This is a genomic window from Niveispirillum sp. GW835-FHT14G11, from assembly GCF_058793615.1.
Genome location: NZ_JBXAFZ010000003.1, coordinates 100,084 through 121,229, shown reverse-complemented (window position 1 = coordinate 121,229; position 21,146 = coordinate 100,084). Strand labels below are relative to the sequence as shown.

Genomic DNA, 21,146 nt, shown 5'->3' with positions numbered 1-21,146 from the left:
CCCTTAGACCACCACGATTTCGGCAGCCCTGTATCCCTGGATATAGAGCAGGGCGGTCAGGTCGCCATGGTCGATGCGGGCCCGCGCCTGGGCGGCGACGCTGGGCTTGGCGTGATAGGCCACACCCATCCCGGCCGCCAGCAGCATGGGCAGGTCGTTGGCGCCGTCGCCCACGGTGATGCTGGCCGCCACCGGCACGCGCTTGGCCGCCGCGATGCGGATCAGGGCCTGATGCTTGGCATCCTTGTCCAGGATGGGCTCGAACACGGTCCCCGCCAGCTTGCCGTCCGCCACGATCAGGTCGTTGGCCTGATCTTCGTCAAAGCCCAGGGTTTCGCGGACATAGGCCGTGAAGGTCTTGAACCCGCCCGACACCAGGGCGCAATAAACGCCATGCTTCTTCAAGGTGGCGATCAGGGTGGCCGCACCCGGCATATAGGTGATGCGGCCGATCATGTCGGTCAGCACGCCCGCATCCAGCCCGGCCAGCAGGGCCACGCGCTCGCGCAGTGCGCCCTTGAAATCGATCTCCCCATTCATGGCGCGATGCGTGATGGCGGCGATGCGGTCGCGCGCGCCGACCAGCTCGCCCAGCTCGTCCAGCATCTCCTGCTGGATGATGGTCGATTCCATGTCGGCGACCAGCACCGACTTGCGCCGCCCCTCCACCGCCTGGGCCACGATGTCGATGGGTCGGCCGGTCAGCGCCTTGGCCACCGCCGCCTGCGCCTGATCGTCGTTCAGCCCGTTGAAGCCAATGTCGCAAGCGATGCCGGCCGCCAGCCAGTCCGCGGGTGCGGTCTCCGCCCCCAGATCGGCCAGGGCGGAGCGCGCACTTTTGGCGATAGCATCATCCAGGGCAGGCGCCGCCGGATCGGCGATCAGGGTCAAGACTTGGCGCAGCATCGGATATCCCGTCCATCAGGGTTGGTCGATTGCCGCCCTTATCGCCGCTGCCGGGCGGGAGCGCAATGGTGCCTGGGCGGGGGGCGGGGGTTTGCTAAATGCGGGGCAGGGGGTAACATCATGAATAAAGCGAGGGAGCTTTCCATGCCTGCGCTGCCTGCCAGGAAGAGTGGTACAGATGCGACACCCGCCAGGACAGCCGGCAGGCAGAGATGGTGCGCCTGAAAGCCCTTATGGACCAGTCCCCGCTGCCGGCTGAATTGGGTGGCTTATCGGAAGAGGAAATAGCCCTTATGGCGGATGACATGGTGAAGGAGGTCAGATCCTCCCGCTGTGGCGCCGCATGACATGCGGGTGGATCGACTGCAACGTCGTCGTTTCCGCTGCATTGGGAAGCACTGTTTATCAGGCCGCTTTGGCCGAATGCGAGCTTCGGCACATCATCCTGCTGGATCAGGCGATCCTGGCCGAGTATCGGCGGGTCGCAACATATCCGAAATTCAAGCCGGTCGTGCGGGAGCGCATGTCGGTATTGGTCGATGAACTGGCCGGTATTGCCGACAAGGTTTTTGTCTCGGATGGCCATGTCGCTGAAAGTACGATCAAGGACAGGGACGATCTGATCTATCTGATCGTCGCGGAAGTGGGCCAAGCCGATTTGATCATGACCGGCAACAGCCGCGATTTCGTCGAAACGCATTACGGGCGCACCCGTGTCATCACGGCCCGGCAGTTTCTGGCGGAGTTCGGCTGATCGACAGCTTGCGAATCCGAGGGGTGGGCGCTACCACAGCCCATGCACTCCGATCCCGATCTCCCCATGCCCGAACCGGCTCCCCCCCGCCCCGTCCTCGTCATCGGCGGCCCCACCGCTTCGGGCAAGTCGGGCTTGGCTTTGGCCTTGGCGAAGCGTGCCGGCGGCGTGGTGATTAATGCCGACAGCATGCAGGTCTATGCCGATCTGCGCATCGTCACCGCGCGCCCGTCGGCGACGGACGAGGCCGAGGCGCCGCACACTCTCTATGGTGTCGTGCCAGCCTCCACCCGGATGAGTGCGGCGCGCTGGCGGGAACTGGCGCTGGCGGAGATCGACAGGGCGCATGCGGCCGGGCGTGTTCCCATCGTGGTTGGCGGCACGGGGCTCTACCTGCGGTCCCTGATGCAGGGCCTGTCCGATATTCCCGATATCCCGGCAGACATCCGTCAAGCCGCCATGGATTTGCAGGCGGAAATCGGCAGTCCCGCCCTGCATGCTCGTCTGGCAGAGATCGATCCCGTTACCGCATCCCGCCTGCACCCGACCGACAGCCAGCGCCTGATCCGCGCCTGGGAGGTGATCCAGGCCACCGGCCGGTCGATCAGCGACTGGCAGGCCGCCCCGCCCACCGATGCACCCACGCATCTCTCCTTCACCACCCTGGTGGTCGAACCGCCGCGCCCCCGGCTCTATGCCCAGTGCGACCAGCGGTTCCTGATCATGCTGGAGCAGGGGGCGGAGGCGGAGGTGGCGGCCCTGATGGCCCAGAACCTTGATCCGGCATTGCCGGCATGCAAGGCGCTGGGCGTGCCGGAGATCGCGGCGATGCTGTCGGGTGCGCTGGATCGGAATGCGGCGACGCAAAAGGCCCAGCAACTGACCCGCAACTATGCCAAGCGCCAGCTCACCTGGTTCCGCAACCAGATGCCTGCCGCACTGCGGTTGGATTCGACGGAACTTGCATCTGAAACAGCGTTCACGAAATTTTATGACCAGATCATGACAGGCATGACTAAGAACATTGCTAAAACCGGTTGACCAACTTTCCGGTTCCATCTAGGGTGCCGCCACGTCGCCCTTCGCCCTTGCGAGAGGCGGCGTTTTTCAACCCCGTTGGAACTGTTTGAAAGCGTCTGCCATGTCTTCGGGAACCATCCTCTCCGGTGCGGAAATCGTCATCAAGGCCCTGCGGGACCAAGGTGTAGATACGATCTTCGGGTATCCGGGTGGGGCGGTACTACCCATCTATGACGCGCTGTTCAAGCAGAACCAGATCAAGCATATCCTGGTTCGCCACGAACAGGCCGCCGTGCATGCGGCGGAGGGCTATGCCCGTTCGTCCGGCAAGGTCGGTGTCGTGCTGGTCACGTCCGGCCCCGGCGCCACCAATGCCGTCACCGGCTTGGTCGATGCGCTGATGGACAGCATCCCCATCGTCTGTCTGACGGGCCAGGTGCCCACGCACCTGATCGGCAACGATGCGTTCCAGGAATGCGACACGACCGGCATCACCCGGCCCGCGACCAAGCATAATTACCTGGTCAAGGACGCCAACAATCTGGCCCGCACGCTGCACGAGGCGTTCTATGTGGCCAAGAATGGCCGTCCGGGGCCGGTCGTCATCGACATCCCCAAGGATGTGCAGTTCGCCGACGGCGTTTATCGCACGCCGGGCGAAAGCCAGCCCAAGTCCTACCGCCCGCAGGTCAAACCTGATCTGAACAAGGTCGAGGAAGCGGTGGAGATGCTGGCCAATGCCAAGCGTCCCATCTTCTATGTCGGCGGCGGCGTCATCAATTCCGGCCCCGTGGCCAGCCAGCTGCTGACCCAGCTGGTGCGCATGACGGGCTATCCCTGCACCACCACCCTGATGGGCCTGGGCGCCTATCCGGCGCATGACCAGCAGTGGCTGGGCATGCTGGGCATGCACGGGACCTACGAGGCCAATCTGGCCATGCATGGCTGCGATCTGATGATCTGCGTCGGCGCCCGCTTCGACGACCGCGTCACCGGTAAGGTCAGTGAGTTCAGCCCGCATTCGAAGAAAATCCATATCGATATCGATCCGTCGAACATCAACAAGAATATCCGGGTCGACCTGCCCATCGTCGGCGATGCGGCCTATGTGCTGGAAGACATGATCCGCATCTGGAAGGCGCGCAACAAGCGGGCCGACCAGACGGCGCTGAAGGCCTGGTGGGACCAGATCGCCGTCTGGCGGTCCAAGGATTGCCTGAAGTACGAGAAGACCGACAAGGTCATCAAGCCGCAATATGCGCTGGAGCGTCTGCGCGCCGCCATCCAGGGCCGCGACGATGTGTTCATCTCCACCGAGGTGGGGCAGCACCAGATGTGGGCGGCCCAGTTCCTGCCCTTCAACAAGCCCAACCGCTGGCTGACCTCGGGCGGGCTGGGCACCATGGGTTACGGCCTGCCGGCCGCCATCGGCGCCCAGATCGCCAATCCCGGTGCCTTGTGCATCGACGTGGCGGGTGAAGCCTCGATCCAGATGAACATCCAGGAAATGTCGACGGCCCTGCAGTACCGCCTGCCGGTCAAGGTGTTCATCCTGAACAATCAATGGATGGGCATGGTCCGGCAGTGGCAGGAACTGCTGCACGGCTCGCGCTATTCGGAAAGCTATTCCGAAGCGCTGCCCGACTTCGTGAAGCTGGCAGATGCGTTTGGCGGCGTGGGCCTGCGCGCCAGCAAGGTGTCGGAAGTGGATGATGTCATCGCCGAGATGATCGCCACCCCGCGCGCCGTGATCGTCGATATGTGCGTGGATCAGAAGGAAAACTGCTTCCCCATGATCCCCGGCGGCAAGGCGCATAACGAAATGCTGCTGGGCCCGGCGGACCGCGTGTCCGAGGCGACGCCGGAGGAGGGGATGGTGCTGGTGTAACCGGCACCTGTCCTCAAGCCCCCTTCCGCACCCCAGAACAAGACCTCACTGGAGCCTTTCGCCCGTGACCCAAGATACCAGCATCCGCCGCCACACCATCTCCGTGCTCGTCGATAACGAGCCGGGTGTGCTGGCCCGCGTCATCGGCCTGTTCTCTGGCCGCGGCTATAATATCGAAAGCCTGACGGTGGCGCAGATCGATGCCGGCGACAGCCTGTCGCGCATCACCGTCGTTACCTCGGGCACGCCGATGATCATCGAGCAGATCAAGGTGCAGCTTGAGCGCCTGGTGCCCGTCCACAAGGTCAAGGACCTGACATTGGAAGGCCCGTTCATCGAACGGGAGATGGGGTTGGTCAAGGTCGTGGCCAATGGCGAGAAGCGGGTGGAGAGCCTGCGTATCGCCGATGTGTTCAAGGCCCGCGTCGTGGACGCCACGATTTCCAGCTTCGTGTTCGAGATTACCGGCACCGCCGACGATCTGGACCGCTTCATCGACCTGATGCAGCAGCTGGGCGAGGTCGATATCAGCCGTACCGGGGCCGCTGCCCTGTCGCGCGGCACCTCGACCCTGTAAAAGAACACCCATCACCGCAATGCCGGACCCCGTGTCGGGGCCGGATATGACAACAGCAGAGCAAGACGAAGGAACATTCCCATGCGCGTCTATTACGATCGCGACGCCGACGTGAACCTGATCAAGGGCAAGAAGGTCGCCATTGTCGGCTATGGCAGCCAGGGCCATGCCCATGCCCAGAATCTGCGGGACAGCGGCGTTTCGGACGTGGTCATCGCGCTGAAGGCGACCTCAGCCACCCGCGCCAAGGCCGAAGCCGCCGGCTTCAAGTGTGTGACCCCGGCCGAGGCTGCTGCCACTGCCGACGTCATCATGATCCTGACGCCGGACGAGCATCAGGCCGAGCTGTACAATAACGAGATCGGCCCGAACCTGAAGCAGGGCTCGGCCATTGCCTTCGCGCACGGCCTGAACGTGCATTTCCGCCTGATCGAGCCGCGTCCCGATACGGACGTGTTCATGATCGCGCCGAAGGGCCCTGGCCACACCGTGCGCGGCGAATACAAGAAGGGCGGCGGCGTTCCCTGCCTGGTGGCCGTCCACCAGAATGCTTCGGGCAATGCGTTCGATGTTGCTCTGTCCTACGCGTCTGCCGTTGGCGGCGGCCGTTCGGGCATTATCGAGACCACCTTCAAGGAAGAGTGTGAAACCGACCTGTTCGGTGAGCAGGCGGTGCTGTGCGGCGGCCTGACCAAGCTGATCCAGGCCGGTTTCGAGACCCTGACCGAGGCTGGCTATGCCCCGGAAATGGCCTATTTCGAGTGCCTGCACGAAGTGAAGCTGATCGTGGACCTGATCTACGAAGGCGGCATCGCCAACATGCGCTACTCCATCTCCAACACGGCCGAATATGGTGACTATGTCACCGGTCCGCGCATTGTGACGGACGAGACCAAGGCGGAGATGAAGCGCGTTCTGGACGATATCCAGTCCGGCCGCTTTGTGCGCGACTGGATGCTGGAAAACAAGGCCGGCACGCCGTCCTTCAAGGCCACCCGTCGTCGCCAGGCCGAACACCCGATCGAGGAAGTGGGCGCCAAGCTGCGCGCCATGATGCCCTGGATCGCCGCCAACAAGCTGGTGGACAAGTCGAAGAACTAAGCTGTTTCAACGGTTTGGTGCTCAAGTTGCCGCCCGGCGGAGCGATCCGCCGGGCGGTTTCCGTTTCGGTGACTATCACTAAAGATACAATTTTAGCTTCTTGAGCCTATCGCGCGAATGGCTTACCTTTTATGCGGATCAAAATGATCGCATCGGGGGAGCCCATGATCTCGCTAAACGCGGGTTCGCTCTTCAACGCCACGAATGCGCAGGCGATGAAGACGGCTATCAACCGCCATGTCGACAAGGCGGTTGAGGAGCGGTTCAAGAAGGTCGACAGCCCGGAATATCAGGGCACGTCCCAGAAGGACATGTTCAAGCGGCTGATGGATATCGGCATCACGGGTGGCGCCTTTGAGGATGCCGCCAAAAGCGCCGCGCGTGTCGAGGAACTGGGCAAATATATGGACATGGCCCGGTCCGAGATCGACCGCAAAGCCGCTACCGAGAAGCTGAACCAGGGCAAGCGCCGCATGGGCGAACTGGAGCAGGAAGCGCGCCAGGCCGCAGCCAAGGGCGATGCCCGCAAGCTGGCCCATATCGCCCGTGAAGCGTCGGGTATGACCCGCAATCTGGCGGATGAAGCCAAGAATCTTGTCGAAGGTCGCGCCGTCGATCCGGCAGAGCGCGCCGCCGCCATTGCGCGTGGTGAACCGGACCCCGCCAAGCCTGTCGAACAACAGCCTGGCATGACCGCCGGTGGCGTCCCCGTCTCCTTCGCCCGCGCCTATGTGCAGGAGGTTCGCGATGTTACGGGCCGCGCCCGCACCTTGCTGACCCAGGCCGAAGCCAACAAGGGCAATACGCTCTGGATGAGCGAGGAGGACAGGAAGGAATATGAGGAGACGCTGAAGGCCGCCCGCGACGATCTGGCAGCGGCGGGAGAGACGCTGGAACGGCTGAACGGCACGCTGGAGGGGCTGGACCCCGGTGGCGCATCGCAGACGGGGGGCGTGGATGCCGGTGCTGTGTTGGATGTGACCTACACCTATACCTATACGGAAACCATGACCGTGGCGGTGCAGACGTCGGAAAGCTTCGTGTCGATCACGGCGTAGGGTCGATATAGATCCGGTGGTACCGCGAGCCCAGCCGTGTCAGCACCTCGTACCCGATGGTGCCGGCCTCTCTGGCGATCTGATCGATATCGCGGTGCGGCCCGATAATGTCGGCCCAGCCCCCGACCCGCAACAGAGAGTCCGGCACGCCCGTGACATCGGCGGTCAGCAGATCCATCGATACCCGCCCGATCAGCGGCGCCCTGTGCCCGCCGATCATCGCCACGCCCTTGCCGGCCAGTGACCAGGGATAGCCATCGGCATAGCCCATGCCCAGGGCAGCCACCTTGCCCGGCGCGGTGATGCGATGCGTGGCATCATAACCGACGCTGTCAGGCGGGGCCACGTCGCGGACCTGAAGGATGCGGGCCAGCAATCGGATCACCGGCCGCATCGGGTTGGGCAGCCAGGGGGCGGGGTTGGGGCCATAAAGCGCGATGCCCGGCCGTACCAGATCGAAATGATAATCCGCGCCATGGAAGATGCCGGCGGAGTTCGACAGGCTGACCGGTGCCTTGGGCAGACGCGCCAGTGCCGCCTTCACCCGCCGCAACTGTTGCGCCGTCAACGGGTTGGTGGGATCGTCGGCGCAGGCCAGATGGCTCATCCACGCCTGAAGATCCAGACCGGCCAACAGCGATGCTTGATCGTTGCATAGCCGGTCCAGTTCGCCCGCCGGCAGGCCCAGGCGGTTCATTCCGGTATCGATATGGATCAGGGCCGGCAGTTTGCGGCCCAGCCGGCGGGCATAGGCACCCCATCTTTCGATCTCGCCCAGGCTGCTCAGCACCGGCACCAGTTGCCGCCTGGCCAGTTCTTCCTCAGTCCCGGACGGCACGCCGTGCAGGATGATGGTTCGTGATTGAGGCAGGGCGGTCTTCACCCGCACCCCGGCCTCGATGTCGGCCACGAAGAAGGTCCGGGCCCCGGCATCCCACAAGGTCGTGGCCACGGCGACGTCGCCCAGGCCATAGCCGTTGGCTTTCACCACGGCGGCGCATTCCGCCCCGGCGGCGCGGGCCACCATGGCACGCCAGTTCCCGACCAGCGCGCCCTTGTCGATAACCAGCACGGCGCCCACGCGGGCGGCATCGGGGCTGTCCAGCAGCCCCGCCAGCTCACTCGTCATAAGACCCGACGCCATGCTGGGTTTCCAGGTCGCCGAAGCGGGTGTAATTGCCGTCGAAATACAGGCGGACAGTGCCGACCGGGCCATGGCGCTGCTTGCCGATAATCACGTCGGCAGTGTTGTGAACCTGGGCCAACCGGTCCTGCCATTGCGCATAGCGGTCATTGTACTTGTCTTCCGACTCGTCGGGGCGGCGGCCCGGCTCGGCGCGTTCAAGATAATATTGTTCGCGGAACACGAACATGACCACGTCGGCATCCTGCTCGATCGAGCCCGATTCACGCAGATCCGACAGCTGTGGCCGTTTATCCTCGCGGTTCTCCACCGAGCGCGACAGCTGCGACAGGGCGATGACGGGCAGTTCCAGCTCCTTGGCGATGGCTTTCAGGCCGCGCGTGATCTCGGAAATCTCCTGCACACGGTTCTGTTCGCCTCGGCTCGATCCGCCACCGCGCAGCAGCTGCAGATAGTCGACCACCACCAGCCCCAACCCGTGGGTGCGCTTCAGGCGGCGGGCGCGGGTGCGTACGGCGGTGATGGTCAGCGCCGGCGTGTCGTCCACGAAGAAGGGTACGCGCGCCAGATATTGGCTGGCCTCAACGAATTTCGGAAAATCGCTGCCGGAGATTTCGCCGCGGCGGATCTTGTCACCCGACACTTCCGCCTGGTCGGCCAGGATACGCATGGCCAGCTGTTCGGCCGACATTTCCAACGAGAAGAAGCCCACCGGCGCCCCTTCCTTGCCGCCCGACAGCATATACGCCTTGGCGGCGTTGAAGGCGATGTTGGTGGCCAGCGCGGTCTTGCCCATGGACGGCCGGCCCGCAAGGATCAACAGGTCCGATGGGTGCAGGCCGCCCAGCTTGCCATCCAGATCGCGCAGGCCGGAGGTCACGCCGGTGACGTGGGACGTGCGGCGGAACGCGGCTTCGGCGGTGGCGATGGCGGCCGTCAGGGCCCGGTCGAAGGGGATGAAGTCGCCCTTGATGTCGCCCGTGGCTGCCAGTTCGAACAGCTTCTTCTCGGCATCCTCGATCTGGTCGTTGGCGGCGATGTCGATGTCGTGCTTATAGGCCTGATTGACCATATCCTCGCCGACTTCGATCAACTGCCGGCGGAGATAGGCGTCGTGGATAACCCGGCCGTAATCCTCCAGATTGTGAACGGAAACAATGGCGGCGGCCAGGCGTGCCAGATATTCCGGCCCGCCGATTTCCGACAGGTCGCGATCCTGTTCGAAATAGGCTTTCAGGGTGATCGGGTTGGCCACCTGGCCCCTGTCGATCATCTTCAGGACCGCCTGATAGATCTTCTGGTTGGCGGGGTCGAAAAAATGCTCTGGCCGCAGGAATTCGCCAACCTTTTCAAAGGCCTTGTTGTTCACAAGAATGGCGCCCAGCACCGTTTGCTCCGCCTCCTCATTATGGGGCGGCGTGCGATAGGCGACGGGGGCGGCGCCGGAAAAACCGGACGGGTCGATCAACTTTGTATCCATGGCGGGCGTACTTTAGCCGCCCGCATGGGCGCCGTCATGCCGTCGCAAGGATGGGGGGGCAGAAAGACGGGGACCGATCTGGGGATAAGTTGTGGATAATTTGCTCAGGCGGCCCGCGTCTGCCGTTCCTCGATCTTACGCTCGTCAGTCAGCATGTAATCGCGGGCCACCGGCAGGGCGTGTACGTCGCGCGCCATCTGCACCTGGAAGACCATGTGTCCCTGATGACGGAAGGCGCATTCCGATCCGACCAGATAGAATTCCCACATCCGGCAGAATCGCTCGTCATAAAGCTCCCGTGCCTTGTCGCGGTTGGCCAGGAACCGTTCCCGCCAGTGACGCAGCGTCTGCGCATAATGCAAACGCCAGACCTCCATATCGGTCAACCACAGCCCCGCCCTTTCAATGGCTGGCGTCACTTCCGACAAGGCGGGTGAATAGCCGCCGGGGAAGATATATTTGCGGATCCAGGGATTGGTGGTGCCCGGCCCCTCGGCCCGGCCGATGGAATGCAGCAGCGCCACCCCATCATCGGCCAGCAATTCGCGTATCCTATTAAAAAAGATGGGATATTGCGGCACGCCGACATGCTCGAACATGCCGACGCTGACGATGCGGTCGAACCGGCCCGGCAGTTCCCGATAGTCGCACAGTTCGAACCGAACCCGGTCGGACAGGCCGGCAGCATCCGCCCGTTCCCGCGCCACGGCCAGTTGTTCGGTGGAAAGGGTGATACCGGTGACGTGTATATCCGCCAGTTTGGCGAGGGTCAGCGCCATCCCGCCCCAGCCGCAGCCGATATCCAGCACATTCTGCCCCGGCCTCAACAGCAGCTTGGCGGCGATATGCCGTTTCTTGGCCTCCTGCGCCGCCTCCAGGCTCATTCCCGGTTCGGGGAAATAGGCACAGGAATATTGGCGATCCCCATCCAGGAACAGGTCATAGAAGCGTCTGGACAGGTCGTAATGATGGGCGACGTTCCGGCGTGACCGGTCCAGCGGGTTGCGCTGCTGGATGAAGCGTTGCAATCTCACGCCGAACCGCTGAACGAATCCGGCCGGGCCCATATGGCTGAACCCGACATTGCGGGTGATCACATCAACGAAGTCGTAAAGGCTGCCATCGACCATCTGGAGGGTGCCGTCCATATAGGCTTCGCCAGCGTAAAGGCCAGGATGCAAGCCCAGCTTCCATTCCAGGGACGGGTCTGTCAGGCGCACCGTGACCGGCTTCTGGCCGGGCGCATCGGTGCCGAACCGGTGCCGCCGCCCCCGTGCATCGATGACGGTTAGGTGTCCTGTATGGAAGATGGAACGCAGGAAACGAAACAACAGCATGTCGGATCACCGTCTCAGCCGCTGGTACGTCCTGGAAATGTAACCTTGTTATGCGGTGCCGCAAAGGTAGCCAAAAGAAAAAGGGCGGCTCCGTGAAGGAAACCGCCCTTATCCCGTCTACCAAAAGGCCGGATGTCACCACCCGGCACCCGGGGCCTGAAATCAGGCCTCGGTCTCCTCGGTGGCTTCGGTCTCTTCGACCGCCTCTTCTTCGTCTTCCTCGTCGCGGCTGTTGACCATGCCGCCACGCTGGGCCTGAACGGCCGCTTCCTCAACCGAACGGGCCACGTTCACCGTGATGGCGACGGACACTTCCGGGTGCAGGATGACGCGAATCTTGAACAGACCCAGCGTCTTGATCGGATCGGGGATCGCGACCTGAGCGCGGGAAATGGTCGTGCCGGCGGCGGTGACAGCGTCGGCGATATCGCGCGAGCTGACCGAACCGTACAGCACGCCGGACTCGGCGGCCTGACGAACCACGACGACGGACAGGCCGTCGACCTTGGTCGCCACAATTTCGGCTTCCTTCTTCAGCTCCAGATTGCGCGCTTCCAGCTGCGCCTTCTGGGCCTCGAAGACGGCCATGTTTTCCTTGGTGGCGCGCAGGGCCTTCTTCTTCGGCAGCAGGTAATTGCGGGCATAGCCCGGCTTTACCTTGACCACCTGACCGAGCTGACCCAGCTTCTCGACGCGTTCCAGCAGAATGACGTCCATGTCTTTTCTCCTGGCTTACTTGACGATGTACGGCAGAAGAGCCAGGAAGCGGGCGCGCTTGATTGCACGGGCCAGCTCACGCTGCTTCTTCGCCGACACGGCGGTGATACGGGACGGGACGATCTTGCCACGCTCGGAGATGAACCGGGACAGCAGCTTGATATCCTTGTAATCGATCGCCGGCGCGTTCGGGCCGGAGAACGGGCAGGTCTTCCGGCGACGGAAGAACGGACGACGGCCACCGCCGCCGGAGCGGGGGGCGCCACCGGCGGGAGCACCGCCCTGGGGACGTTCGGTGGTCATGCGCGGTCTCCTTCACCTTCCACGGCGGCGTCACGACGCGGGCCACGGCTGAAGCCGCCCTCGCGCGGACCACGATCGCCGAATTCACGACGGGGGCCACGGTCGCCGAAGCCACCGCGGGGGCCACGCTCCGCGCGCTCGCCCTTGTTGGCGAGCATGGCGGTCTGGCCTTCGTCGATCTTCTCGACCTTGACGGTCATGACGCGCAGCACGTCTTCGTTGATCGACAGGTTGCGTTCCATTTCGGTGACGGCGGCGGCGGGCGCATCCAAGCCGAGATAGACGTAATGACCCTTGCGGTTCTTATTGATCCGGTAGGTCAGGGTCTTCAGACCCCACTGTTCGGTCTTGACGACGGTGCCGCCATTGTCCTTCAGGATCGTGCTGAAGGTCTCGGTCAGGCTTTCAACCTGAGTCGAGGAGATGTCCTGACGGAAAATCAGGATGGTTTCATAGAGTGCCATAAAACTCCCCATGGCTATTGATGGTCCGCCGCTGTGGCCTGGACCCAGGTCCAGGTTCAGCCGCACGGTCCTAGCCGGCGCCTTGGCAAAGCACCGGCGGGGTTTCGGAAGGCGCGCACTATACAGAATGGCGGGCGCGGCGCAAGGGGGCGTGGCGGTCCGGTCCGGCATGGGCGGGCCGAGCCTGCCGCATGGGCCGTGGGTACTTGGTGGCCGCGGGTTGCCGGACACTGCGTCCGCCCAGCGCGCCGCAGCCCGTCAGTTGACGGGGGTTGCCGGGCGCGGCGCTTCGCCCATGGCCAGGCGGCGCAGGCTCTCCGCCTCCTCCGTCCGTAAAGCATCTGCAAGGGGCAGGGCGATGCTGTCGGGCATGCGTGGCGAACAAGCGAACCAGAACTGCACGAGTGGCAATTCCGCCACGATGCGCAGGCGCATGGCCTGGACCTCCGGGGCATTGAGCGTGCCGGCCACCAGCATACCGAAACGGATGCGCCCTGCCTGGACCATTCGTGCCAGCGAACGCTGATCATCGATCGCCTGATAGGCGACGCCGTGCTGCGCCAACACCTCACGATAGACACCGCTGGGAACTGCGATATTGCCACCGGCTTCCCTCAGAAAGGTCTCCAGCCCGCCCTTGAACGGATCGTCGGGTCGGGGCGGGCCACGAAGACTATGCGGTCGCGCCGCACCTCTGCCAGCCAGCGGGCATTGGCCTCGCGCGCCGGCAGGCGTGCATAGCCCAGCACGCAATAATCGGCGTGGCGGCCCATATCCGCGCTGCGCCGATCAAAATTGGCGGCCTGGACCTTCAGGTGGATGGCTGCTTTCAGCGATATGAACGACAGCCAGTGCCGCATGGGCGGCACCAATGTTCCCTTGTCGTTGATGATGGTCGGCATCACGGGAACGGCCAATGTCACCGAAGGCAGGGCGCTATCGCCGAAACTGTCCGCCGCTTCCTGGGCAGGCGCCGGAGACGGGCAGGACAGAATCCAGGTCGAGAGCAGGATTGCCACCGCGCGGTGGGCATCGGTCTTCGGCATTTGGGGCCGCGGGTCTGCCATGGTGCATCCCGGCTTGTGGTTGACGGACAGTATAGGCTGGATGATCGACCCTCGCAAAGGGCAGCGAAAGGCAGCGGTAGATTCGATGTTATGCGTTACAGTTCGGTTAAGAGCCGTCACATGCGCATCCGTCCCTTGCGCGCGCGCCGGCCAGCCGATGGGAGGCAGCGCGCGCTGCTGCCAGTATTTCCATCTACTTAGCCCCACCTTCCGTAATCGTTATAAGGTCATGAGCCTGTTTTGCGGGACCGGATGGCTTGACAGGGCCATTCGCCGCTGTATCAAGGCCGCATCGGATTTATTGCAGGACTTATCCATGACCCGCGCTTTCGTCTTTCCCGGCCAGGGCAGCCAGGCTGTCGGCATGGGCCGCGAATTGGCCGAGCGGTTCGCTATCGCACGTGAGACCTTTGCCGAGGTGGACGAGGCGCTGGGCCAGAAGCTCTCCTCCCTGATGTTCGAGGGGCCCGGCGACGAGCTGACCCTGACCGAGAATGCCCAACCGGCCCTGATGGCCGTATCGGTTGCTGTGACGCGCGTGTTGCAGGCCGAAAAGGGTCTGGACCTCTCCGGGGCCGCTTTCGTGGCTGGGCACAGCCTGGGCGAATATTCCGCCTTGTGCGCGGCGGGTGCCATTGCCTTGTCCGATACGGCGCGCCTGCTGAAGCTGCGCGGCCAGTCGATGCAGAAGGCCGTGCCCGTGGGCGTGGGCGCCATGGCCGCGATCCTGGGTGCCGACCTGGACGCAGCGCGCGAGATCGCCGCTGAGGCTGCCCAGGGCCAGGTCTGCACGGCCGCCAACGACAATGCCCCCGGCCAGGTTGTGGTGTCGGGCCATCGGGAGGCGGTGGAGCGCGCCATCAAGATCGCCGCCGAGCGCGGGTTCAAGCGCGCCATGCTGCTGCCCGTGTCCGCGCCCTTCCATTGCCCGCTGATGCAGCCGGCCGCCGATGCCATGGCAGAGGCGCTGGCCGGCACGACGATCCTGTCGCCCGCCGCTCCGCTGGTCGCCAATGTCACCGCGTCGGCCGTGACCGATCCGGAGATCATCCGTCGCCTGCTGGTGGAACAGGTCACCGGTGCCGTCCGTTGGCGCGAAAGCGTGCTGTTCATGAAGGGACAGGGCGTGACGGAGCTGGTGGAACTGGGGGCCGGCAAGGTGCTGGCGGGCCTGGCGAAGCGCATCGACAAGGAACTGCTGGCCAGTTCCATCGGCCTGCCTGCCGATATCGACGCCTTCACCCTGGGCTGAACGGCCTCATCTTCCCTGAAGGAGATTTTCATGTTCGACCTGAGCGGCAAGACGGCCCTGATCACGGGTGCATCGGGCGGCATTGGCGCCGCCATCGCCCGCACCCTGCATGCCAAGGGTGCCAAGGTCGCCCTGCATGGCACCAAGGTGGAAGCGCTGGAAGCGCTGGCCGCCGAGCTGGGCGAGGGCGCGGTCGTTGTTCCCGCCAACCTGTCCGATCCCGCCCAGGTGGAGGATCTGTACAAGAAGGCGGAAGCCGCCCTGGGTGGCGCTGTCGATATCCTGGTCAACAATGCCGGACTGACGCGCGACGGTCTGATCCTGCGCATGAAGGATGATGACTGGGACAGTGTCATCAATGTCAACCTGACGGCCGGCTTCCGGCTGGCGCGCGCCGCCGTGAAGGGTATGATGAAGCGCCGCTGGGGCCGCATCATCGGCATCACGTCGGTTGTCGGCGTCACCGGCAATCCCGGCCAGGTGAACTATGCCGCCAGCAAGGCGGGCATGATCGGCATGTCCAAGGCGCTGGCCCAGGAAGTGGCGACGCGCGGCATCACGGTGAATACCGTGGCGCCCGGCATGATCGCCACCGCCATGACCGACGTGCTGACCGATGCCCAGAAGGAGGCGATGAACAGCCGTATCCCCGCCGGCCGCCTGGGTACGCCCGATGACATCGCCGCCGCCGTGCTGTATCTGGCGTCGGTCGAGGCAGCCTATGTCACGGGCCAGACGCTGCATGTGAATGGCGGCATGGCCATGATTTGAGGAAGGGTGTGGTGGGCCGGCGCATGCGGGCCAGCCCTATCCTTCTGCTGCGAATGCTGGTCAGGGGCCGCCGTTCATGTTAAGTGACGGCACTTTCCTGACCGGCGTCGCGGGCCGGGCAAGGAATGCGCTTGTTCGTTCCCCGCGGTGACCCTCAACAACCGGCTCCGGCCGGTCCCACCGGAAATTCTGAAAGGTCAAATAAATGAGCGATGTTGCTGAACGCGTGAAGAAGATCGTCGTCGAGCACCTGGGCGTGGACGAGGCCAAGGTCACCGACACCGCCAGCTTCATCGACGATCTGGGCGCCGACAGCCTGGACACCGTCGAGCTGGTCATGGCGTTCGAAGAGGAATTCGGCATCGAAATCCCCGATGACGCCGCCGAGAAGATCCTGACCGTGGCTGACGCCATCAGCTTCATCAGCTCCAAGCAGGGCTGATTTCCAAGGTGGGATGAGGCAGGGGCCGGCTTGATGCCGGCCCCGATCCTGGCAATCCCGCCTGGGCGTCACCATGTTCTGTCCGGGCCCGGCATTGGCCGCCGCCCGTCTTCCGTTTTCACTTCTGCAGGTTCGGATACATGCGCCGCGTCGTCATCACCGGTATGGGTCTCGTGACTCCGCTCGGGGTCGGGGTGCAAACCAACTGGGATCGGCTGATCAAGGGTCAGTCGGGCCTTCGCACCATCCAGGGCTTCGAGGTTTCCGATCTCCCCTGTCGTATCGCGGGCCAGGTGCCGCGCGGTGACGGCAGCGACGGCACATTGAACCTTGACCTCTTCATTCCGCCGAAGGAACAGAAGAAGATGGATGACTTCATCATGTTCGCCATCGCGGCGGCGGATGAAGCCATCAAGGACAGCGGCTGGAAGCCGTCCAACGACGAGGAATTCGAACGCACGGGCGTTTCGGTCGGCTCGGGCATTGGTGGCCTTCCCGGCATCTATGACACGTCGGTGATCCTGGCCGAAAAGGGTCCGCGTCGTGTTTCCCCCTTCTTCATCCCGTCCAGCCTGATCAATCTGGCGTCGGGCCACATTTCTATCAACCATGGTTTCAAGGGCCCAAACCATGCCGTGGTCACGGCCTGTTCCACGGGCGCCCATTCCATTGGCGACGCCGCGCGCATGATCGCGCTGGATGATGCCGATGTGATGGTGGCCGGTGGCACAGAGGGGGCGGTCAGCCGCCTGGGCATGGCCGGCTTTGCTGCCGCCCGTACGCTGTCCACCGCGTTTAACGACACGCCGGAGAAGGGCAGCCGCCCTTACGACAGGGACCGCGACGGTTTTGTCATGGGCGAGGGCGCGGGCGTCGTCGTCCTTGAAGAGTTGGAGCATGCCAAGGCGCGCGGCGCCAGGATCTATGCCGAAGTCGTGGGCTATGGCCTATCGGGCGACGCCTACCATATCACCTCCCCGTCGCCGGATGGCAATGGCGGTTTCCGGTCCATGCGCATGGCGCTGAAGCGTGCCGGCTTCAATCCGGGCGATGTGGATTACATCAACGCGCACGGCACCTCCACGCCCGTGGGCGACCTGATCGAGCTGGGGGCCGTGAAGCGGCTGTTCGGCAATGATCTGGCCGGTGCCTCGATGTCGTCGACCAAGTCGGCCATTGGCCACCTGCTGGGTGCCGCCGGTGCGGTTGAGGCCATTTACTCGGTCCTGTCCATCCGGGACCAGATCGTCCCCCCGACCTTGAACCTGGACAATCCGGATGAGGGAACCGAGGGTGCCGATCTGGTGCCGAAGGTGGCGAAGGAGCGCCGGGTACGCGCGGCCCTGTCGAACAGCTTCGGCTTCGGCGGAACCAACGCCTCGCTGGTGTTCAAGGCCCTGTCCTGATATCCGGCGTGAACGGCGCGACGCACAATCAGACGAAACCGCGCCGCCGTTGGCTCCTGCCGACGGCGGCGTTGTTTTTTGTCCTGGCCCTGCTGGGTGTCGGCAGCGCCTGGTTCGGCTGGGGGATCTATACGGGCCCCGGCCCGCTTGCCACGGACACCGCCATCGTCATCCCGCGCGGCGCCGGCGTGCAGGGCATCGCCCAGAAGCTGGCCGACGGCGGGGTGGTGCGGCATCCGGTGGCCGTGCTGGCCGCGTCCCGTCTGCGCGGCGACGGAGCAAAGCTGAAGGCCGGTGAATATCTGTTCCCCGCCGGGATCAGCGTGAAAGACGCGCTGGACCTGATCATCAGCGGCAAGGTCATCGTCCACCGTGTCACAGTGCCCGAGGGCCTGACCAGCTGGCAGATCGTGGAACGGCTGCGCGCGGAAGCCAGGCTGGCGGGGGAAGTGGCGTCCATCCCCCCTGACGGCACCCTGCTGCCGGAAACCTATCAGTTCCTGCGCGACGATACCCGCGCCGACCTGCTGTCCCGCATGTCGGCGGACATGGGCAAGGTGCTGGAGCGGCTATGGGCGGAGCGTGATCCCGACCTGCCGCTGAAATCCCCGCTTGAGGCCATCATCCTGGCGTCGATCGTGGAGAAGGAAACCGGCGTGGCCGCCGAGCGCCCCCGCGTGGCCGGCGTGTTCATGAACCGGCTGCGGATCGGCATGCGCCTGCAATCCGATCCCACCATCATCTATGCCCTGTCCCAGGGGCGGGGTCAGATCGATCGCGATCTGACCCGGGCCGACTGGAAGCTGGACAGCCCATACAACACCTATGTCGTCGCGGGCCTGCCACCCGGCCCCATCGCCAATCCCGGCCTGCTGTCCTTGCAGGCTGTGCTGAGGCCGGAAGTCCACCGCTTTATCTATTTTGTAGCCGACGGCACAGGTGGTCATGCGTTTGCGGAAACGCTGGAAGAGCATAACCGCAATGTCGTGAAATGGCGGCGGGTGCGGGACGGGGAATGAGGGCGTGTGGCCCTCACGCTGCCGCTACAGCAATGCCCTGCCACCACCAGGCATGTTCGGGATAGAACCGCGCGGCCATGCGCCGGACATAGGGGCCGAAGGCACCGTGGGCCTCCGCTGCCTGGCGTAGCGGCGTTTCGAACAGAGGCGACATAAGCCCGGCCAGCAGGGCGAAGGTGAAGGCATCGATGCCCGTGGGCCGGTCGCCCATCAGGAACGGCTTGTCGCCCAGTAGCACCGCCAATGCCGACAGCGACCGGTTTGCCAGCTCCAGCCGCTCCACCGTACTGTGCCGGCCGATACCGTGGGCATGCATGTTGGCGGCCACCCGGGCGCGCACATCGGTGATGATCCCATCGCGCAGATGTGCGGGCACATCCTGGAAGAACAAGACGGGCCCGCGCTGGAAGTTGCAATCATCCATCCAGCGTTCATGCACCATGGCCCAGCAGAGATGGTCCTCCAACATGCGCTCGATGGCCCATGCCTCCGCCCGCTCCCGCACGCTCAGCCCTTCATCCAGGTCGATGCCGCGCGTGCGCTCGATATGGGCGCGGATGAAGGTGCTGTCGGCGACCACTTGGGCGCCATCCTCGATGATCGGCAGCTTGTGCTTGGGCGTCTTCTCCAGGTCACCCTTCACCTTCTCGTACTCCAGTCCGGCCATGCGCAATTGCACCTCGGTCTTGGTGATATAGGGGCTGGGGTCGGGCAGGCCGAAGGCCGGGCCGAAAGCGTGCAGCTTGATCATGTCGGGCTCCATCATCGCGTTATCGGGTGATGGGAACGGTTTACAGCAACCCTGCTGCCACCCTACTGTCAGCAGCAAAGCGAACGAGGGTGCGATGCGGCGGGCGGACAGGCTGTTCCAGATCATCCAGATCCTGCGCCGGACACGCCAACCGGTGACGGCCGACTCCATAGCCGGTGAGCTGGAGACTTCCAAGCGCACCATCTATCGCGATATCGCCACCCTGATCGGCCAGCGCGTGCCCATCCGGGGGGAGGCCGGGATCGGCTATATGCTGGAGGGCGGATTCGATATGCCGCCTTTGATGCTGACGCCCGACGAGATCGAGGTGGCGATGCTGGGCGCACAATGGGTGTCACACCAGGGCGATCCCGTGCTAGCACGAGCTGCTGCGGACCTGATGGCCAAGATCGAGGCGTCGGTGCCCGAAGATTTGCGCCCGATGGTGCAGCGGCCGGCTGGCGTTGCCCCGCCGCGTCCAAGCGTCATGGTGGACAGTATCGACATGGTGGCCTTGCGCGCCGCCATCCATGCCGGGCACCGGCTTCGGCTGCTCTATCGCGATGAACAGGGGCGGGAGACGGAGCGCGTCGTCTGGCCTGTGCTGGTCGCCTATTTCGACAATGTCCGCATGGTCGCCGCCTGGTGCGAGATGCGGGGCGATTTCCGCCATTTCCGCACGGACCGTGTGGTCAGGGCCGACTTCACAGGCGAGCGCTATCCGGAGCGGCCCGCCAGCTTGCGGACACGCTGGCGCAGGTCACTGCGTCGGAACGATGATTGCTAGGGGAAAAGGTCGTCCACAGCCGATTGTGACATGGCCGCACCGGTATTGCCGCCTTCATCATCATCCTCGACCTTCGCGGCCAGCTTGGGTGCTGCCGGTGGTGGGGGAGGGGGCGGCGGTGAAACCGGGACAGCGGCCACGGGCTGCGGGGCCAGCGGATCGGCATCGGCGCCGGCCGCGCGAACGGCCGCAGCACCGGACAGCAGCATGTCCACCGCGTCCTGGTTGATCGCGCCCTTCAGCGGGGGGCCATTCATCAGGTTCGCGTCGGGGCGCGTGTCCTTGGGCTCGTTGACAAGGGCGGCCTGCATCTCCGCCTCGTCCAGGTTCTCCAGGCCCCAGATCTGGATCATGGCGTGCACGCGGCGCTCGATATAGCGCAGCGTGTTCACCACCTTGGTCATGCGCTGGCCTGTGATGTCCTGGAAGGAACAGGCCGTCATGATCTCCGTCACCTCGTTATCCAGCATCTGGGCGAGGTCGGGGCGATCCTTGCGGAGCTTGTCGGCGACCGACTGGATGCGCTCCGACCCGTTCAGGATCTCGGTGGTCGCATGCTCGGTCGATTGCAGGATGGCATCCAACTCCTCCGTCGCACGCATGATGCGGTCGGCGGACGGGTCGTCAGGCTTCAGCGCGGCGATTTCGCGCCGCGTTTCGGAGATATGCGAAGAAAGGTCCTGCAGCTCGCGCCGCAGAACCTTGATATGGGCCTTCGGATCGACATCCGGATGTTCGCGATGCTCCCGCATCAGGCGACGGACATCGTCCACCGCCACCACCCGGTTTCGCCGGTCGCGGGCGCGCAAAAACGCGCGACCGCGTGGACTGGACATCAACGCGTCCTCGATCTCGTCATAATCCTGATCGGACAGATCGAAGATCGGTTCAGACACGGCGGA

23 protein-coding genes are annotated in these 21,146 nt (G+C 64.2%); 12 read left to right on the top strand and 11 right to left on the bottom strand.

Annotated elements, in window-relative coordinates; genetic code table 11:
* Positions 1 to 3: 3 nt before the first annotated feature.
* Positions 4 to 903, bottom strand: coding sequence for a phosphoserine phosphatase SerB (gene serB, locus AC1Q7F_RS06915; RefSeq protein WP_492505704.1), 900 nt, complete (start codon positions 901 to 903; stop codon positions 4 to 6).
* Positions 904 to 1,249: 346 nt separating this feature from the next.
* Here serB and AC1Q7F_RS06910 point away from each other — a divergent pair, with 346 nt between their 5' ends.
* The 6 genes from AC1Q7F_RS06910 (at position 1,250) to AC1Q7F_RS06885 (ending at position 7,304) form a co-directional block, all read left to right on the top strand.
* The gene (locus tag AC1Q7F_RS06910) at positions 1,250 to 1,660 is read left to right on the top strand and encodes a PIN domain-containing protein (RefSeq protein WP_492505134.1); all 411 of its coding nucleotides are present in this window, start codon (positions 1,250 to 1,252) and stop codon (positions 1,658 to 1,660) included.
* Between the two features lie 66 nt (positions 1,661 to 1,726).
* Entirely contained in the window at positions 1,727 to 2,701 is a 975-nt protein-coding gene (miaA, locus tag AC1Q7F_RS06905; RefSeq protein ID WP_492505132.1) for a tRNA (adenosine(37)-N6)-dimethylallyltransferase MiaA, read from the top strand.
* A gap of 100 nt (positions 2,702 to 2,801) precedes the next feature.
* Positions 2,802 to 4,568, top strand: a complete 1,767-nt coding sequence (locus AC1Q7F_RS06900; protein ID WP_492505130.1) for an acetolactate synthase 3 large subunit — start codon at positions 2,802 to 2,804, stop codon at positions 4,566 to 4,568.
* Positions 4,569 to 4,632: 64 nt separating this feature from the next.
* A complete protein-coding gene (gene ilvN, locus AC1Q7F_RS06895; protein WP_416571362.1) occupies positions 4,633 to 5,145 on the top strand; it encodes an acetolactate synthase small subunit in 513 nt (170 codons plus the stop codon).
* 81 nt (positions 5,146 to 5,226) lie between these two features.
* Positions 5,227 to 6,246: a ketol-acid reductoisomerase gene (ilvC, locus tag AC1Q7F_RS06890; protein ID WP_492505127.1), complete on the top strand. Its 1,020-nt coding sequence runs from the start codon at positions 5,227 to 5,229 to the stop codon at positions 6,244 to 6,246.
* A 164-nt stretch (positions 6,247 to 6,410) separates the two neighbouring features.
* Positions 6,411 to 7,304, top strand: a complete 894-nt coding sequence (locus tag AC1Q7F_RS06885) for a hypothetical protein (protein WP_492505126.1) — start codon at positions 6,411 to 6,413, stop codon at positions 7,302 to 7,304.
* Here the strand turns inward: AC1Q7F_RS06885 and alr are convergent.
* From alr to AC1Q7F_RS06845, 8 genes are all read right to left on the bottom strand, one after another.
* On the bottom strand, positions 7,294 to 8,448 hold the full coding sequence (gene alr / locus AC1Q7F_RS06880; RefSeq protein ID WP_492505124.1) for an alanine racemase: 1,155 nt from the start codon (positions 8,446 to 8,448) through the stop codon (positions 7,294 to 7,296). The genes AC1Q7F_RS06885 and alr overlap by 11 nt on opposite strands.
* A complete protein-coding gene (locus AC1Q7F_RS06875; protein WP_492505122.1) occupies positions 8,423 to 9,928 on the bottom strand; it encodes a replicative DNA helicase in 1,506 nt (501 codons plus the stop codon). Before AC1Q7F_RS06875 ends, alr begins: the two co-directional genes overlap by 26 nt.
* Before the next feature lie 104 nt (positions 9,929 to 10,032).
* Positions 10,033 to 11,265: a class I SAM-dependent methyltransferase gene (locus AC1Q7F_RS06870; RefSeq protein ID WP_492505120.1), complete on the bottom strand. Its 1,233-nt coding sequence runs from the start codon at positions 11,263 to 11,265 to the stop codon at positions 10,033 to 10,035.
* Positions 11,266 to 11,427: 162 nt separating this feature from the next.
* Complete coding sequence (rplI, locus tag AC1Q7F_RS06865; RefSeq protein ID WP_492505118.1) at positions 11,428 to 11,982, bottom strand: 50S ribosomal protein L9; 555 nt, start codon at positions 11,980 to 11,982, stop codon at positions 11,428 to 11,430.
* 15 nt (positions 11,983 to 11,997) lie between these two features.
* Positions 11,998 to 12,285 carry a 30S ribosomal protein S18 gene (gene rpsR, locus AC1Q7F_RS06860; RefSeq protein ID WP_492505116.1) on the bottom strand — a complete coding sequence of 96 codons (288 nt, stop codon included), beginning with the start codon at positions 12,283 to 12,285 and terminating at the stop codon, positions 11,998 to 12,000.
* Complete coding sequence (gene rpsF, locus AC1Q7F_RS06855; RefSeq protein WP_492505115.1) at positions 12,282 to 12,749, bottom strand: 30S ribosomal protein S6; 468 nt, start codon at positions 12,747 to 12,749, stop codon at positions 12,282 to 12,284. Before rpsF ends, rpsR begins: the two co-directional genes overlap by 4 nt.
* Before the next feature lie 258 nt (positions 12,750 to 13,007).
* Positions 13,008 to 13,316 carry a hypothetical protein gene (locus tag AC1Q7F_RS06850; RefSeq protein WP_492505113.1) on the bottom strand — a complete coding sequence of 103 codons (309 nt, stop codon included), beginning with the start codon at positions 13,314 to 13,316 and terminating at the stop codon, positions 13,008 to 13,010.
* A 47-nt stretch (positions 13,317 to 13,363) separates the two neighbouring features.
* Positions 13,364 to 13,795: a hypothetical protein gene (locus AC1Q7F_RS06845; RefSeq protein ID WP_492505111.1), complete on the bottom strand. Its 432-nt coding sequence runs from the start codon at positions 13,793 to 13,795 to the stop codon at positions 13,364 to 13,366.
* 337 nt (positions 13,796 to 14,132) lie between these two features.
* Between AC1Q7F_RS06845 and fabD the strand changes: the two genes are divergently transcribed.
* The 5 genes from fabD (at position 14,133) to mltG (ending at position 18,706) form a co-directional block, all read left to right on the top strand.
* Positions 14,133 to 15,068 carry an ACP S-malonyltransferase gene (gene fabD, locus AC1Q7F_RS06840; RefSeq protein ID WP_492505109.1) on the top strand — a complete coding sequence of 312 codons (936 nt, stop codon included), beginning with the start codon at positions 14,133 to 14,135 and terminating at the stop codon, positions 15,066 to 15,068.
* Between the two features lie 30 nt (positions 15,069 to 15,098).
* Positions 15,099 to 15,839: a 3-oxoacyl-[acyl-carrier-protein] reductase gene (fabG, locus tag AC1Q7F_RS06835; protein WP_492505107.1), complete on the top strand. Its 741-nt coding sequence runs from the start codon at positions 15,099 to 15,101 to the stop codon at positions 15,837 to 15,839.
* Positions 15,840 to 16,044: 205 nt separating this feature from the next.
* Positions 16,045 to 16,281: an acyl carrier protein gene (locus AC1Q7F_RS06830; protein ID WP_416571349.1), complete on the top strand. Its 237-nt coding sequence runs from the start codon at positions 16,045 to 16,047 to the stop codon at positions 16,279 to 16,281.
* 140 nt (positions 16,282 to 16,421) lie between these two features.
* The gene (fabF, locus tag AC1Q7F_RS06825) at positions 16,422 to 17,687 is read left to right on the top strand and encodes a beta-ketoacyl-ACP synthase II (protein ID WP_492505104.1); all 1,266 of its coding nucleotides are present in this window, start codon (positions 16,422 to 16,424) and stop codon (positions 17,685 to 17,687) included.
* A 71-nt stretch (positions 17,688 to 17,758) separates the two neighbouring features.
* Complete coding sequence (mltG, locus tag AC1Q7F_RS06820) at positions 17,759 to 18,706, top strand: endolytic transglycosylase MltG (RefSeq protein WP_492505102.1); 948 nt, start codon at positions 17,759 to 17,761, stop codon at positions 18,704 to 18,706.
* Positions 18,707 to 18,719: 13 nt separating this feature from the next.
* On the opposite strand, the gene AC1Q7F_RS06815 is transcribed toward mltG, so the two are convergent.
* Positions 18,720 to 19,457 (bottom strand): glutathione S-transferase family protein, encoded by a 738-nt coding sequence (locus tag AC1Q7F_RS06815; protein ID WP_492505100.1) that lies wholly within the window; start codon positions 19,455 to 19,457, stop codon positions 18,720 to 18,722.
* Positions 19,458 to 19,551: 94 nt separating this feature from the next.
* On the opposite strand from AC1Q7F_RS06815, the gene AC1Q7F_RS06810 reads away from it, so the two are divergent.
* A complete protein-coding gene (locus tag AC1Q7F_RS06810) occupies positions 19,552 to 20,244 on the top strand; it encodes a helix-turn-helix transcriptional regulator (protein WP_492505098.1) in 693 nt (230 codons plus the stop codon).
* Here the strand turns inward: AC1Q7F_RS06810 and AC1Q7F_RS06805 are convergent.
* Complete coding sequence (locus AC1Q7F_RS06805) at positions 20,241 to 21,140, bottom strand: protein phosphatase CheZ (RefSeq protein WP_492505096.1); 900 nt, start codon at positions 21,138 to 21,140, stop codon at positions 20,241 to 20,243. The two genes, AC1Q7F_RS06810 and AC1Q7F_RS06805, sit on opposite strands and share 4 nt — an antisense overlap.
* Positions 21,141 to 21,146 lie beyond the last annotated feature (6 nt).